We start from the raw sequence: 13,911 nt of genomic DNA, 5'->3' as shown, positions 1-13,911 counted from the left end.
TATGGCCACCTTGCAGAATTTCGACACGGAGATCGCCAGGACGCGCGAGGTGGTGGACGATATGCGCTCGAAGATCGAGCAGTCGGGCACGGTCCTCGACAAGCTGGCGCGCACCGACGAGAAGATCGGCCAGGCCGAGTTCGACATCGAGAACGCCCGCATCTCCGATGTGCTTTCGCAGCAAAGGGTGATGGAGACCAACATCGCCGACCTGATCATCGGCCTCGAGGACGCGACCAACGTCTTCGGTTCCGAGTTCGAGAGCATGAAATCCCATACGGCCTGGGAAAAATTCATCGGCATGTTCTCCAAGCAGCGCATGCAGCGCATGCGCACCGAGCGCGTGCGCAACATGTCGCTGGCCGGCAATCTGCAGGAGCTGCTGTCCAAGTCCGACACCATCACCGGCATCCTGAAGGACCAGAAGCAGGTGCTGGAGGAGCGCTACCAGACCTCCGAAGCGAGCCTCGCCAAGGTCATCGAGCGGCGCAAGGCGACGATGGACAGCCTCGAGACGACGCAGAAGCGCATCGAGGAATTGAACCCGATGCTGCTCGACATCGAAAACCGCATCGCCGCCTCCACCAACCAGAAGGACCGGACGAAGCTCGAGGGCGAGCGTTCCAAGCTCGCCACCGACTACAACGAGGCGCAGGCCAAGGAGCAGGAACTGCTCGCCGAAAGCCAGACGCTCGAGCGCTACACCTCGATGTTCCAGACCTTCGTCGATTCGCTCAACAACCAGATCGCGGCGCAATCGACGCTGATCAACAAGCTGACCATCGACACCGAGCAGCGCATCGTCCTCTACAAGGCGCTGGAGGATTCGCTGAAGACGGCGGCCCAGCAGGACGTCGCCCACCGCATCAACACGCTGGGTTCGAAGGTCGACAACACGGCCGAGGAGACGATGGCCGGCATCGGTGCGGCCGCCCAGCGGCACATCGGCGACCTGCTCGAACTGCACGAGAAGAACATGGTGACCACCGCCGACATCCAGCGCCGCAAGAAGCTCGCCGACGACGCCTTCGCCCGCCGCTTCGAAGACGTGATGAAGAAGCACGACGCGGCGAATTACATCCGGGCGTGATGGTTGTGAGAATGCTTGAAATGTCGGGGCCTTGCACGCCCCCCTCTGCCCTGCCGGGCATCTCCCCCTCAAGGGGGGAGATTGGCTTGCAACAGTGCAGCGCCCTTACGCGGTCGTTCGTGATTGGCATTGATCGTCTCCACCGCCTGATCTCCCCCCTTGAGGGGGAGATGGCCGGCAGGCCAGAGGGGGGTACGGCGCCCCACCTTTCCAAGATGCCCAAACCATGAACGCCGCCAATGACGCGGCCGCGCGCTATTTCGAGGCCATCGCCGCAGCGCTCGAGGGGCTCGGCGTCTATTTCGGCGACCGCACGGCATCGCCCTTCCAGAACCACGGCGTCGTGGCCGAGGTGGTGGCGCCCTATATCGGCCGGCTGGAGCGCTCCTTCGCCTGCTGGCAGAACCGGCTCGGCTTCATGGACAAGTTTCGCATCCAGCGTGCCGAAAGCGGCTATCCCGTGTTCCAGAGCGTGCTCGAACTGGAAAACGACAGGCGCCAGGCCGAACAGCGGCTGGCCGGCATTTCCGCGCCCGACGAATTGCGCGCCGAGATGGTCGACTTCATCCTCCGGCACCGCGAATTCCCCGCCGATCTGCAGCGCTCCATGGCCGAGCGCCTGTATCTGGAGGAGGTGAAGGAGGGCAAGATCTTCTCGCCCTTCATCCTGCCGGAGACGGTGCGCGTTTCGGTCAACCCGAAGACCAGGCGGCCCTATTACCTCGTTCATTGGGGGGCGTTCGACGGTTCGTCCAGCCTGCCGATGGTCTACATGGCGGCGGTCGAGGATTCCTCGCCGAAAATGCTCGGCACGCTCGTCGCCGCCGACGGCAAGCTCAACGAGAAGATCGAGATCGGACTGCCGGTCGGCGGTCTGCTGAACCCGGAACTGGCGCATCGTTTCGACGAGTTCGCCGAGAAGAACTCCGCCTATTCCCTGTCGCCGGCCACCATCGCCGGCAATCTCGACAAGGATTTCGACACGCTGCACCCCAAGCAGCTGCGCCGCGTCGTGCTCGGGCCGTTCTACACGGCCGGCATCACCGAGAACAATTCGGCCGTCTCCGAGGTGCTGTCGAAGGTGCGCCGGCGGGACAATGCCTGGCTTTTGACCTGGACGGTGCAGGAGGTCTACTCAAAGGCCGAGCGCCCGGCGCGCAAGGGCCTGTGGTCGAGCGAGCCGGCACGCGACGAGTTCCACATCGACACGGACGATCTGGATGCCGCGCGCATGGGCGTCAGCGCCTATGAGCAGCACGCGCTGGTGCCGCACGAAGCCTACCAGGCGCTGTACGCCGCCGGCGAGGCGCAGAAGATTTTTGAAGGCTACGACGTGCATGTGATCTCGGGCGGCAGGGTGATCACGGATGTGTAGGGCTCTCAACCAGACCGTCATCAACTCCTGGCATCGAGTTGGTGTCGCAGTCGAAAGAAACGCGCCCGCATCGACGCCCCCTTTTTCCCGTCTGTGGGGAGAGGCCAAGGCTGAAGGGCGGTCGTGTCGCCTGACAAACCAGGAGCTTCCATGGACACCGGCCTGACGACCATCGACGAGAAGGACATCGAGACCCACCGCGCCACGGCGCAAAGCCTCGTCACGCGCTTCGTCGTGATGGAGGAGGATGGCGGCCGTTCGAAGACCGAGCTTGCCGGCACCGGCCGGCGCTTCGTCTCGACCGTGTCGGCGGGTTCGCTGCGCAAGACGCGCGAAGTGGAGTTCGCCAAGTCGGTCGCCAGCGTCCGCCAGGGCGATCCGATGCTGTCCATCGCCCAGCACGCGCTGCTCTACCGCGCCCGGCGCGGGGCGGCGGTGGCGCTGGCCGTCGGCGGCGTGTTCGCCCGCTCGACCGAACTGGAGAGCCTGCAGGCGAAGAACGCCCGCAGCGCGCTCGAGGGCGAGGCGGCGCAGACCTATCACGCGCTGCTGCAGGCGTCAGCCTATGTCGCCGCCTTCACGCTTTCCTCCTATCTCCTGCAGATGCTCGATGCCGACGCGGAGCCGGCCAACGACACGCCGGAGCCGGCGTTCCAGTTCGAGACGCCGCAGGACGCGCTGAAAAGCGTCATCGCCGCGCTCGACCGGGCCATCGCCGGCGCGCCCGACGAGACGGCCATGACGGCGCGGGCCCGCGCCGTGGCGCGCGTGGCGATCGAGGGCCTCTTGCAGCGGCGCGGCCGCTTCTCGGGCCTCGGCGCCTTCGAGGACGCGCATATGCGGCTGGAGGCCGACGATTTTACGCTCGACGGTTTCGATGTGGCGCCGGGGCGGAAGCGCAAGCCGCTGGTGATGAGCTTCAAGAAGCCGAACGAGATCATCGGCAACCACATCGCCAAATTCCAGGCGATGAAGCTTGCCAAGATGCTGATGGCCTATGATTTCGACCGCCAGATGAACCCGTTCGTCGAACTGGGCGGTTTCCTGTTCACCTTCATCGGCGACGGGGCGCCGGGCACCGGCAAGACCATCCTGATCCAGATGACGGCCGGCCTGCTGAACGATTACTGCCAGGTGGCGGGCGTGCCGTTCCACTACGAGAATTTCGGCGTCGACCAGATTTCCTCCTACCAGGGCAAGTCGGGCCAGAACTGCAAGCAGTTCGTCGACAATGTGCTCAGCCCGCGCGCCATCGGCTTCGGCACGGTGGACGACATCGACCAGGTGGCGGCCAAGCGCTCCGACGACCGCGCATCGGCCGGCCAACAGGAGGTGACGGGTGTGCTGATGGAGAGCTTTGCGGGTGCTGCCACGGTCATCCGCGGCAATTGCACCTTCGGCATGTTCTCCAACTATCCCGAGAATGTCGACGACGCGCTGCGCCAGCGGGCCGGCGCCCGCTGGCTGGTGGACGGGCCGCAGACGCTGGAGGATTATGTCGACATCTTCGTGCTGCTCGCCGGCAAGAACCATGCGATCCCGCTCGGCGAGCATGAACTCTACGCCTCGCAGGAGATCAAGCGGGCGGTGGAAACGGCCTACGAGGCGCATTCCAAACCGCAGGAAGACGGGCTCAGACAAGTCTATGAGCGCTTCCTGGACGAGCGCGGCGAGCCGAAGACGCTGACCGACATCGGCGCCTATCTGCACGAGATCAAGCTGGCCGAGCCGCGCTTCACCGGCCGGGCGATCAAGAACATCACCGACGCCATCAAGATGCGCGCGATGGACATCGAGCTTCCCGACCAATGGTTCGAGACGCCGGACGCCTTCATGCGCAAGGGCTACGATGACAAGAAGGCGATGATCGCCGAACTGCGCAAGCCCTTCACCATGGCCATGGTGATGCAGGAGATCAACCGCTACGCGGATTCGGAGTTCCGTTACTCGGACCGCTCGGACGATGCGGCCATCTCCAACCTCGTCCGCGACCAGAGGCTGCGCGAGCGCGCGGTGCGCGAGATCGAGGACATGAAGGCGAGGGGTGTTTGGAGCGGGTGACGTGAAAAACGGATCTGCATTTGCTTCGCCATTCAGGAAACAAACGAGCGTGGATAGCCGTGCCCTACTCCAGCACTTCCCGTTCCGCCGCCTGTCCGATGAAGGCCGAACGCGTCATCTTGCGCCGCGTGGCCTCCTCGTCGATCAGCTTCAGCAGCCCCTTGGGGAGCGTGATGTTGACGCGCTGGGACTTGCCGGCATTGAAGCGGTGAGGAACGGCGATCAGATAGGCTCCCGCAGCCAGATCGGCGGCGATCTGCGGCATGGCGCGAAGCGCTTCGATGCCTTTCGGCGCGGGATGCTCCGAAACGTCCTCGAAATAGAGTTCCAGCGCTTCCATGGCGTTGGGAAGGATCTCGGCCTCCGCGTCCGCCGCTGAAAAGCAACCCGGCAGATCAGGGAAGCTGATGCCGTAGGCGCTGTTTTCGTCCTTGTGAACGATGGCGATGTAATGAGGCACGTCCATGCGCTCCTTAAATCCACCCGGCGCTCTTGGCGATGTTGCGTGCCGTGCCAAGCGGTAAATCCTTCTTGGGATGCGGAACGACCACCGTTCGTTCGCCCATCCGATACTTGTGATGCGATCCGCGAACGTTTACCAGTTCGTATCCGTCTTTCTTCAGGCGCTCGATGATTTTTCGGGAGTTGGTCTCAATCATCGTTTGCCCTTTAAGTGTGGATTAAAATACACATCAAGGCATCGGATTTCAAGAGTTCCTCCATGAACCTCCTGCGCGACAACGAGCTGATCTTCGGCCGCCTCCTCAAGATCGAGGAGCCGCACCTGATCGTGCGCTACAACAAGGCGCTGGAGGCGTTCGGGCTCAAGCCGACCAAGCTCGAATCCTTCGAGATCGACCGCACCGGCTTCTCGCCGCAGATCGCCGAGGCGCTGAAGGACGAGCAATATCTCGATCCCAACGGCGTCAACCGCCGCTTCATCATCCTCACCCCGGCGCAGATCGAGCTGCCCGTCGTCCACACGGCTTTCTCCAACACCTCGCAGCTCGTCTACGAGTTCATGAGCAAGAATGCCCGCGCCATCAACGCCATCACCATCAAGGACGTGGTCTATGGCGAGATCGAGGAGCAGGTGAGCGAGGTGCGCGACATCGAGGATCTGTTGTCCATCGTCCAGGTGGAATTCAAGGTCCTGTCGGCGGAAGACCTGCTCGGCAAGGCGGCGGAGCTCGGCAGGCTGGCCGACCGCGTCAAGCACGAGCCGGACACATGGCGCGACGACGAACTGCTGAACCGGATGGTCGCGCTGGCCAGGGACACGGGCGACATCCGCGAAAACAAGCTTGTGCCGGAGCAGGTGGTGTTCCGCCACGATGCCTATTGGACCAGCCATTTCGGCGGCGTCTACATCTTCGCCGACCGCGACACGACGACCGTCATCGCCGATCCCGCCACGCCCGGCTTCCGCCGCTCGCGGCCGTGGCAGGTGAGCTATCTGCCGAAGGACGATCCGGCGCGCATCTTCCGCTTCCTCGCCGAGACGGGGCGCATCCAACTGCCGCGCGCCTCGTGGATCGAAGGGTCAGGTTACCTCATTCACCGGGCCGAGATGGCGCTGACAGACCTTGTCCGCCGGTCCAATCCCGATCAGGATTTCTCCCGCATGGACCCGGTCTGGCTGCAGACCTGGACGCACCGCAACGCCGAATTGGTGACGCGCGACGGCGTGTTTCCCTTCCTCAATGCGGCGGTGCGCGAGATCGGCCAGCTCGGCCAGTTGAAAATGGAGGAGATCGCGCCGCATCTGCGCTTCCTCGTCACGCGCGCCGAGCCGGAGCATCCCGACGCCTGGCTGACCAACCGGCTGATCTCCGATTTCGTGCCGTCCGATTTCATCGCCCGCTACGTGTTCAACAAGCAGGGCTTCTATCGCGATTACGAGGACTATTCGGAGGCCTGGCGCGAATATGTTGTGGCACGGCTCAAAACCGCCTATCTCAGGGATAAACCGGCGCTGCGAAAGCGCCTCTATGGCCTATAGCATTTTGCAGTCAGGTGGTTTCACCTGACGTCCGCATAAATGCGGAAAAACAGGAAGATGGGGAATCCCGTGCTCGATCCGATCGTGAATTTCTTCACCCGCGTCTTTCACTGGATCGGGCGGGGCATCGGCCTCCTGATCGCCTGGATCCTCTGGCCGTTCCTGGCGGCGGGCCGCTGGTACACCAAGCGGGGCTGGATCATTCGCGGCAGCGTCGGGCTGGTTGTCCTCTTGTTCGTCGGGCTCTACGCCTATTTCTTCGCGCAGACCCAGATGTGGACGGGTTTCGATCCCAACTACGTGCAGAAGTACAATCTCGCCGCGCGCAACGTCTCTGCCGGCGAGCAGGTGTCGGCGGCTTCCGGCAGCGACACGTCGCGCACCTGCGGACGCTCGGCGATTGTCGATGTGGCGGCCGATCTCACCGATTTCAACGTCAACCAGAATGCATGGATTTCCTCCATGCTGCTCTACAAGGCCGGCTTCTTCGGCATCGATTGGGACAACACGCCGTTCTTCGACAACAAGGCGTCGTTCCAGCGCGGCGTCAACCAGGCGGTGCGCCGCACGGCGGTCGAACTGGTCGACGCGCTCGGCCGCGTGCGCGGCACCTCGCAGATCGACAACGATCTGCAGCGGGCGCGCGAGAACATCCAGTTCTCCGAAAACAGCTGGTATTTCGGCTTGAACCCGTTCGGCCCGAAAACACCCACGCCGACCTTCTACCGCACGGCGGTGCAGAGCCTGCGCTCGTTCAACGACCGGCTGGTCAGGTGCGACGCCGTGTTCGACGCGCGCGCCGACAACCTGATCCAGTTTCTCGACCGCATCGCCAGCGACATCGGCTCGACCTCGGCGATCCTGCGCGAGCGCTCGGAGAATTTCAACGGCGGCTGGTTCGACACGCGCGCCGATGACCGCTTCTGGTTCGCCTATGGCCAGCTCTACGCCTATTACGGGCTGCTGCACGCGGCAAACGCCGATTTCGAGGATGTCGTCAAGCAGCGCTCGCTCGGCTCGCTGTGGGACGCGACCGAGCAGCAATTCTCCTCCGCCCTGCAGATCAAGCCGTTCATCATCTCCAACGGCAACGAGGCGGGCTGGATCATGCCGACCCATCTGGCGACGATGGGCTTTTACGTCTTGCGCGTGCGCTCGAACCTGGTCGAGCTGCGGCAGGTGCTCGACCGCTGACGCCGTTCGCGGTCGGATGCGGTTGAGACGAGGCGCCGATGCTTTTGACCATTGCCGTTTCCGGCTATCGCTCGCTGCGCGACATCGTGCTGCCGCTCGGCCGGCTGAATGTGATCTCTGGGGCCAATGGCAGCGGGAAATCCAGCGTCTACAAGGCAATCCGCCTGCTTGCCGACACCGCCCAGGGCGGGGTCATCGCCGCCCTGGCGCGTGAGGGCGGATTGGGCTCGACGCTGTGGGCCGGTCCGGAAAAATTCTCCGCCGGTATGAAGGCCGGGTTCCAGCCCGTCCAGGGCACGGTGCGGCAAAACCCCATCAGCCTGAAGCTCGGCTATGCGGATGAGGACTATGGCTACGCCATCGATCTCGGTCTTCCGCCTCCATCCATCAGCATGTTCGAGCGCGACCCGGAGATCAAGGCGGAGGCCGTCTGGGCCGGCGAAGCCCTGTCGCGGCGCAATGTGTTCGCTCAGCGCAACGGGCCGCATGTCAGCATTCTCGACGAGGCCGGCAGGCACGCCTCCGTCCTGAAGAGCCTCGCGCCCTTCGACAGCATGATGACCCATGCGGCGGACCCGAAGAACGCGCTGGAGCTTCTCGTCCTGCGCGACCGCATGCGGGGCTGGCGTTTCTACGATCATTTCCGCACGGACCCGGAGGCAGCCGCGCGGCGGCCGCAGGTCGGCACGCGAACGCCCGTCCTGGCCTCCGACGGCTCGGATCTCGCCGCCGCCATGCGGACCATCATCGAGATCGGCGACGCGGAAGGGCTCATGGAAACCATCGACGACGCGTTTCCCGACTGCACGTTGGAAATCGCCGTCAATGACGGCGCCTTCGAGGTGCAGATGCGACAGCCGGGCCTGCTGCGGCCGCTGCGCGCAGCCGAGTTCTCCGATGGAACGCTGCGCTATCTGTTCCTGGTCGCGGCCCTGATGTCGCCCAGACCGCCGTCCCTGCTCGTGCTGAACGAGCCGGAGACCAGCCTGCATCCTGACCTGATCGCTCCCCTGGGGCGGCTCCTGGCGCGTGCCGCGCACGCCTCGCAACTGATCGTCGTCACCCATTCGCTGCCGCTGGCGGCGGCGTTGGAGGCCTGCGAGGGCGCTTTGTCCCTGACGCTGTCCAAGAGACTGGGCGAGACGGTGGTTATGGAAGAACATCCAAGACCTGCATGGGCCTGGCCGGCGCGCTGAAGCATTTTGCAGTCAGGTGGTTTCACCTGACGTCCGCATAAATGCGGAAAGACAAAGAGCTGAAGACGCCCTGTCGCATTTCACGCATTCAGCGCCTCTATTGCGATGGTGGACGATTGCGTTTGTCGGCTTTATGCCTTGCGGAACGCAGCCGGGAGAGGAAACCGTCATCATGGCCGAAGTGAAGTCCGACATCGAGATCGCGCGTGCGGCGCGGAAGAAGCCGATCCAGGAGGTGGGCGCAAGGCTGGGCATCCCCTCCGAGCATCTTCTTCCCTACGGCCATGACAAGGCGAAGGTCTCGGCCGAGTTCATCGCCAAGGCGCGCAAGAACGGCGACGGCAGGCTGATCCTCGTCACGGCGATCAACCCGACGCCGGCGGGCGAGGGCAAGACCACCACCACGGTCGGCCTCGGCGACGGTTTGAACCGTATTGGCAAGAAGGCGGCGATCTGCATCCGCGAGGCTTCGCTTGGGCCCTGCTTCGGCGTCAAGGGCGGGGCGGCGGGCGGCGGCTATGCGCAGGTGATCCCGATGGAGGACATGAACCTCCATTTCACCGGCGATTTCCATGCCATCACCGCGGCGCACAATCTGCTTTCGGCGCTGATCGACAACCACATCTACTGGGGCAATGCGCTGGAGATCGACACGCGCCGCGTCACCTGGCGGCGGGTGATGGACATGAACGACCGGGCGCTGCGCGAGATCGTCTGTTCGCTCGGCGGCGTTCCCAACGGGTTTCCGCGCGAGGCGGGTTTCGACATCACCGTCGCCTCGGAAGTGATGGCGATCCTGTGCCTGGCGACCGATCTGAAGGATCTGGAAAGGCGGCTCGGCGACATCATCGTCGCCTATCGACGCGACAAGAGCCCGGTCTATGCGCGCGACCTCAAGGCCGACGGCGCGATGACGGTGCTGCTCAAGGACGCGCTGCAGCCGAACCTGGTGCAGACGCTGGAGAACAATCCGGCCTTCGTCCATGGCGGTCCCTTCGCCAACATCGCCCATGGCTGCAATTCGGTGATGGCCACCACCACGGCGTTGAAGCTCGCCGACTATGTGGTGACCGAGGCCGGTTTCGGCGCCGATCTCGGCGCGGAAAAATTCTTCGACATCAAGTGCCGCAAGGCCGGGCTCAAGCCCGCCGCCGCCGTCATCGTCGCGACGATCCGGGCGCTGAAGATGAATGGCGGGGTGAAGAAGGAAGACCTGGGCACCGAGGATGTGGAGGCGGTCAAGCATGGCTGCGCCAATCTCGGCCGCCACATCGAGAATGTGAAGCAGTTCGGCGTGCCGGCCATCGTCGCCATCAACCATTTCCATTCCGACACGGAGGCCGAGATCGCGGCGGTAAAAGCCTATGTGGCCGCCCAGGGCGAGGAGGCGGTGCTGTGCCGGCACTGGGCCGAGGGCTCGGCCGGCATCGAGGAGCTGGCGCACAAGGTGGTGGCGCTCGCCGAAAGCGGTGCTTCTCAATTCGCCCCGCTCTATGCCGATGAGATGCCGCTGTTCGACAAGATCGACACGGTGGTGAAGCGCATCTATCGCGGCTCGGAGGCGATCGCCGACAAGGCGGTGCGCGCCCAGCTTCGGCAGTGGGAGGAGCAGGGTTATGGCCATCTGCCCGTCTGCATGGCCAAGACACAGTATTCCTTCTCCACCGATCCGAATTTGCGCGGCGCGCCGACCGGCCATGTGGTGCCGGTGCGCGAGGTGCGCCTGTCGGCAGGCGCCGGCTTCGTCGTCGCCATCTGCGGCGAGATCATGACCATGCCCGGCCTGCCGAAAGTGCCGTCGTCGGAGCACATTTTCCTCAACGATCAGGGGCTGATCGAGGGATTGTCTTAGAATCCGATTCAGGTGGAAGTGACGCGCCGGCGCGGTCTCACCGGCGCGGCGGCCTGCCCGGAGGAGTGCTCGGGCTTGCGCCAGGGCAGGCCGAACAACGGCCGGAGCGGGCCGACGCGGCGGATCGTTTCGTAGAGGACGAGGCAGCCGGCCACCGTGCCGCCGGTGACTATGCCGGCTTCGGCGGCGACCGGCAAGCGCATCCCTGCCAGCGCATAGCCGATGACGACGATCAGCGTCTGGTGCAGGATATAGCATGGGAAGATCGCCCCGCTGAGATAGGCCAGAAGAGGACCTGGCCGGTCCAGCCAGCGCTGCGCAAGGCCCAGAAGGGTCAGGATCGCCAGCCAGGCATAAAGTGTGCGCAGGGTATGGAAAGCTGTGATGAGAACATCGTTCTGACGCACCCAACCGGCGTTCAAATAGGCGACGGTGAGAAGCGCGGCGAAGGCCAGCGTCGTGGTCAGGGCACGGACGCGGGCGGCGGCGATGGCCTGCCAGAAGAACGGGCTTTTCGCAGCCAGATAGCCGAGCAGCAGGACGGTCAGATTGTTGGCGTGATTGGCCCAGTCATCGACCAGAGCATGGGTGGTGGGGAAATGCGGCGCCAGGACAAATCGATAGGCGATGAAGGGCAGCGCCGGAACGACGAACAGGCGCAGGCCGGTGGGGCCGCGTAGCAGCCAGGCGAAAAGCCGTTCGCCCCGACCGGCGGCCAGCCGCCCGAGCCATGGCGAGACGGCGACGATCAGCAGCGTGTAGATCAGCAGGTACACCACGTACCACAGGTGGTTCCAGGTGGGGGTGATGATGGAGAAATGCTGCTCGAGATCGAGATAGGCCGGGTAGAAACGCCAGTAGCCGGGTTCGATCTCGCCCTTGGTCAACAGCTCGAAATAGCTTTGCGGCACCACCAGAACCAGCATGCCGAAGGCGATCGGCAGGAACAACCGGACGAAGCGTGCCCTGGCGAAGGCGGCGATGCCGTTCTTGCGCTGGGTCCCGTTCTGGGTCCCGTACCGGGCCTTATCCAGGGCGAAGCGCAGGGCGACGCCTGAGATGAAGAACAGCAGAGCGAGCCGCCACGGATTGACCAGCACCATGGCCGGCTCGAGAAAACGCGAGGCATGCGGGCTTTTGACGTGCCAATCCCAGGTAACGTAGAACATGCCGACGTGGTAGAGAATCAACAGGCCGAAGGCGATCACCCGCAACCAGTCGAGGTCGTGGCGTCGGGAGGAGTTTTGGGCAAGCAGGGTGTTTTCCGGATTCATCGTTGGGGTTCCTCGAAGATGTTCGGGGCAGGTGCTGGGCCGGTTGAAACTAGCCGAGGCGCGGGGCGTGCTGAATCGCCGTGGGACGAACGCCCCGCCGGCGGGACGAGCGGCGTCGGCCGCTGCCGGCCGCGGGAGGAACGGCGGCCGGATGGGGACGGATCGCCGCGCGGAGCGCAGTCCGTCGCGCTCGCCGTCCGGTGATGCCGCCCCTCAGCGACCGTGAGATCGATCGCCGCGTGCTCCTGCGCGTGACGCTGATAGCCGCCGGTTTCGTTCTGGCGGTCGGTGTCGTCAATGCCTCCACCCTGGTGGCTGACGCCGCGCGGGCCGGACAGCCGATCGATGTCCGCGTGCCGTGGATCCTCGAGTTTACCAGTATCGTCATTGTCGTCCTGCTGGTGCCGCTGGTGGCGCTTTGGGAACGGCGCTTTCCCATCTCCTCCGGCGGCTGGCTGGCGCTGCTGCCTGCACATCTCGCCGGCAGCCTGGTTTTCTGCGGCCTGCATGTCGCCGGTATCGTCGTGCTCAGGAAGGCGCTCTTCTGGCTGCTGTTCGGCAGGCACTACGTCTTCTTCGAGGCGCCGGTTTCCGACCTGCTCTACGAGTACCGCAAGGACCTGCTGTCCTACGCCCTGATCCTGCTGGTCCTTAATCTCATGCGCACCGTCGAGGAGCAGCGACGGGAGGCTGCTGTCGCGCGGGCGGAGGCGCGCGCGTCCGGGCGGCTAACGCTGAGGTCGGGCGGGCGCACCATCCTGTTGCGCGCCGATGCCGTTGAGTGGGCGCGGGCTGCTGCGAACTACGTGGAAATCCGCGCCGAGGGCCGCACCCATCTGGCGCGCATCAGCCTTTCGGCGCTGCAGGAGCAGATGGCGGACGCCGGAGCAGAGGCGATGCGCGTGCATCGCTCCTTCCTCGTCAACACGGCGCGGGTGAGGGAGGTGGCGCCGGCGCGCGACGGCGATTTCCGCATCGTGATGGCCGACGGTTCCGAATTGCGCGGCTCGCGCCGCTACCGGCACAATCTGCCGCGGTAGCGGCGCTTTCTTCACGCCGGGCTGCCGCGACGGCCGGCGTCAGTCCTGGCGGCGCGCCCAGGCCTTCATCGCCGTCGGCAGCCATGTCGAGAAGCCGGCCGCCAGCGTTTCATAACGCTCGCGGAAATCCGGGTGGCTGCCGTAGACATCGGCCAGTCCCGCATAGGCCTGCGGGGCGCAGGGTTTCGTCCACATGCCGGCGACCCAGGCCCGGTGGCGTTCGATCAGCGCGTCCAGCGCGCGCGCCTCCGGTGGCGTGCCGTTCTGCATCGCCTGGACCAGCGCGGCCTCGATCCCGGCCAGGTCGCGCATGCGGGCCTGGATGCCTTCAGGGCCGATTTCCGCTGTTTTCTCGCGGCTTGCGGCGATCTCCTGGCGCATCGATTCACCAAAGCGGCCGATCAGCCAGTCTTCGTACTCGGCCTGTTTCTCGGGCGGCGCGAATCCCTTGTACAGTTCTGCGTGTTTCATGGCGCGATCTCCTTCTAGGCTGGCGATCGTGCGGTCGATCGTCCTGACAAGCTGGCGATAGCGCTGCGCTTCCGCTTCAAGCCGGCGGCGCTGGTCCTTCAGCGTCGCCAGGCGGTCGAAGCCGGGCCGGTCGAGCATGGCGCCGATCTCGTGGAGCGGGATGCCAAGCTCGCGGTGCAGGAGGATCTGCTGCAGGCGCAGCAATTCCTCCTCGCCATAGTAGCGATAACGGTTCTCGCCGACACGAGCGGGTTTCAGAAGGCCGGTCTCGTCATAGTGATGCAGCGCCCGCACCGTGATGCCGGCGAGCCTCGCCAGATCGCTGACCGTCCATTCCTTCATCGTTCATGCCTCCG

General features: G+C 64.5%; 12 protein-coding genes. 8 read left to right on the top strand and 4 right to left on the bottom strand.

All coding sequences use genetic code 11. The features are described from left to right. Position 1: 1 nt before the first annotated feature. From AB843_RS18820 to AB843_RS18805, 3 genes are all read left to right on the top strand, one after another. Entirely contained in the window at positions 2-1,090 is a 1,089-nt protein-coding gene (locus tag AB843_RS18820; protein ID WP_048648418.1) for a hypothetical protein, read from the top strand. Positions 1,091-1,316: 226 nt separating this feature from the next. Beyond that, the gene (locus AB843_RS18810) at positions 1,317-2,465 is read left to right on the top strand and encodes a hypothetical protein (RefSeq protein ID WP_048648416.1); all 1,149 of its coding nucleotides are present in this window, start codon (positions 1,317-1,319) and stop codon (positions 2,463-2,465) included. A 150-nt stretch (positions 2,466-2,615) separates the two neighbouring features. After that, a complete protein-coding gene (locus AB843_RS18805; protein ID WP_048648415.1) occupies positions 2,616-4,526 on the top strand; it encodes an AAA family ATPase in 1,911 nt (636 codons plus the stop codon). Positions 4,527-4,590: 64 nt separating this feature from the next. On the opposite strand, the gene AB843_RS18800 is transcribed toward AB843_RS18805, so the two are convergent. Continuing rightward, positions 4,591-4,992 (bottom strand): type II toxin-antitoxin system HicB family antitoxin, encoded by a 402-nt coding sequence (locus AB843_RS18800; protein ID WP_244468026.1) that lies wholly within the window; start codon positions 4,990-4,992, stop codon positions 4,591-4,593. A gap of 7 nt (positions 4,993-4,999) precedes the next feature. Beyond that, the gene (locus AB843_RS18795) at positions 5,000-5,182 is read right to left on the bottom strand and encodes a type II toxin-antitoxin system HicA family toxin (protein ID WP_048648467.1); all 183 of its coding nucleotides are present in this window, start codon (positions 5,180-5,182) and stop codon (positions 5,000-5,002) included. A gap of 65 nt (positions 5,183-5,247) precedes the next feature. Between AB843_RS18795 and AB843_RS18790 the strand changes: the two genes are divergently transcribed. From AB843_RS18790 to AB843_RS18775, 4 genes are all read left to right on the top strand, one after another. Continuing rightward, positions 5,248-6,528, top strand: a complete 1,281-nt coding sequence (locus AB843_RS18790; RefSeq protein ID WP_048648414.1) for a DUF6638 family protein — start codon at positions 5,248-5,250, stop codon at positions 6,526-6,528. Positions 6,529-6,597: 69 nt separating this feature from the next. After that, positions 6,598-7,722: a DUF2333 family protein gene (locus AB843_RS18785; protein WP_048648466.1), complete on the top strand. Its 1,125-nt coding sequence runs from the start codon at positions 6,598-6,600 to the stop codon at positions 7,720-7,722. A gap of 38 nt (positions 7,723-7,760) precedes the next feature. Then, complete coding sequence (locus AB843_RS18780; protein WP_048648413.1) at positions 7,761-8,918, top strand: AAA family ATPase; 1,158 nt, start codon at positions 7,761-7,763, stop codon at positions 8,916-8,918. Between the two features lie 172 nt (positions 8,919-9,090). Then, positions 9,091-10,770, top strand: coding sequence for a formate--tetrahydrofolate ligase (locus AB843_RS18775; RefSeq protein WP_048648465.1), 1,680 nt, complete (start codon positions 9,091-9,093; stop codon positions 10,768-10,770). 8 nt (positions 10,771-10,778) lie between these two features. Here AB843_RS18775 and AB843_RS18770 read toward each other — a convergent pair whose 3' ends face one another. Continuing rightward, complete coding sequence (locus AB843_RS18770) at positions 10,779-12,044, bottom strand: acyltransferase family protein (RefSeq protein WP_048648412.1); 1,266 nt, start codon at positions 12,042-12,044, stop codon at positions 10,779-10,781. A gap of 203 nt (positions 12,045-12,247) precedes the next feature. Between AB843_RS18770 and AB843_RS18765 the strand changes: the two genes are divergently transcribed. After that, positions 12,248-13,084 (top strand): LytTR family DNA-binding domain-containing protein, encoded by an 837-nt coding sequence (locus tag AB843_RS18765; RefSeq protein WP_048648411.1) that lies wholly within the window; start codon positions 12,248-12,250, stop codon positions 13,082-13,084. A 39-nt stretch (positions 13,085-13,123) separates the two neighbouring features. On the opposite strand, the gene AB843_RS18760 is transcribed toward AB843_RS18765, so the two are convergent. Next, positions 13,124-13,897 (bottom strand): MerR family transcriptional regulator, encoded by a 774-nt coding sequence (locus tag AB843_RS18760; RefSeq protein ID WP_048648410.1) that lies wholly within the window; start codon positions 13,895-13,897, stop codon positions 13,124-13,126. Positions 13,898-13,911: the final 14 nt, after the last annotated feature.

The organism is Nitratireductor soli (genome assembly GCF_001050155.1).
GTDB classification, from domain to species: domain Bacteria; phylum Pseudomonadota; class Alphaproteobacteria; order Rhizobiales; family Rhizobiaceae; genus Nitratireductor; species Nitratireductor soli.
This window is presented reverse-complemented; position numbering and strand designations above follow the sequence as displayed.

Excerpts from the sequence above, each read along its gene's own strand:
- AB843_RS18810 (WP_048648416.1), top strand. The coding sequence starts at position 1,317 with ATGAACGCCGCCAATGACGCGGCCGCGCGCTATTTCGAGGCCATCGCC.
- AB843_RS18770 (WP_048648412.1), bottom strand. The coding sequence starts at position 12,044 with ATGAATCCGGAAAACACCCTGCTTGCCCAAAACTCCTCCCGACGCCAC.
- AB843_RS18765 (WP_048648411.1), top strand. The coding sequence starts at position 12,248 with ATGCCGCCCCTCAGCGACCGTGAGATCGATCGCCGCGTGCTCCTGCGC.
- AB843_RS18800 (WP_244468026.1), bottom strand. The coding sequence starts at position 4,992 with ATGGACGTGCCTCATTACATCGCCATCGTTCACAAGGACGAAAACAGC.
- AB843_RS18805 (WP_048648415.1), top strand. The coding sequence starts at position 2,616 with ATGGACACCGGCCTGACGACCATCGACGAGAAGGACATCGAGACCCAC.
- AB843_RS18780 (WP_048648413.1), top strand. The coding sequence starts at position 7,761 with ATGCTTTTGACCATTGCCGTTTCCGGCTATCGCTCGCTGCGCGACATC.
- AB843_RS18760 (WP_048648410.1), bottom strand. The coding sequence starts at position 13,897 with ATGAAGGAATGGACGGTCAGCGATCTGGCGAGGCTCGCCGGCATCACG.
- AB843_RS18820 (WP_048648418.1), top strand. The coding sequence starts at position 2 with ATGGCCACCTTGCAGAATTTCGACACGGAGATCGCCAGGACGCGCGAG.
- AB843_RS18790 (WP_048648414.1), top strand. The coding sequence starts at position 5,248 with ATGAACCTCCTGCGCGACAACGAGCTGATCTTCGGCCGCCTCCTCAAG.
- AB843_RS18775 (WP_048648465.1), top strand. The coding sequence starts at position 9,091 with ATGGCCGAAGTGAAGTCCGACATCGAGATCGCGCGTGCGGCGCGGAAG.